1 protein-coding gene is annotated in these 729 nt (G+C 71.6%); it reads left to right on the plus strand.

Annotation, left to right across the window (positions count from 1 at the left end; translation table 11 throughout):
• Positions 1–634, plus strand: a 634-nt coding sequence (locus AC2W7M_RS26730) for an SDR family NAD(P)-dependent oxidoreductase (RefSeq protein WP_486136232.1), incomplete at its 5' end; no start/stop codon positions are given.
• Between the last annotated feature and the right edge of the window lie 95 nt (positions 635–729).

The raw sequence follows: 729 nt of genomic DNA on the forward strand, positions 1-729 counted from the left end.
CGCGGCCGAGCTGGGCGAGGCCGCCCGCTTCCAGCGCGCGGACGTGACCAGCGAAGACGACGGCATCGCCGCGGTGGCGCTCGCCCGCGACGCGTTCGGCCATGTCCACGGCCTTATCAACTGCGCCGGCATCGCGCCCGGCGAGAAGGTGGTGGGGCGCGAGGGGCCGCACCGGCTCGACAGCTTCGCCCGCGCGGTCGCCATCAACCTCGTCGGCACCTTCAACATGCTGCGCCTCGCCGCCGACGCCATCGTCAAGGAGGCGCCGGACGCCGAGGGCGAGCGCGGCGTGATCGTCAACACCGCCTCCATCGCGGCCTATGACGGGCAGATCGGCCAGGCGGCCTATGCGGCGTCGAAGGGCGGCGTCGCCGCGCTCACCTTGCCGGCGGCGCGCGAATTGGCGCGCTTCGGCGTGCGCGTGGTCACCATCGCGCCGGGCATCTTCGAGACGCCGATGATGGCCGGCCTGCCGCAGGATGTTCAAGACAGCCTCGGCAAGACCGTGCCGTTCCCGCCCCGCCTCGGCCGGCCGGCGGAATATGCCGCCATGGTGCGGCACATCCTTGAGAACACCATGCTGAACGGCGAGGTCATCCGCCTCGACGGCGCGCTGCGCATGCCGCCGCGCTGAGCGGGCTTTTTGAGACAGGGAGAACCAGGCAATGAGCGCATCTGATCCCATCTCATCGTCGCGCCGCCCGCACGCCCATCGGGCGGCTTCGAGGG

This window comes from Xanthobacter sp. BG11Y11_SDJG (assembly GCF_057364445.1).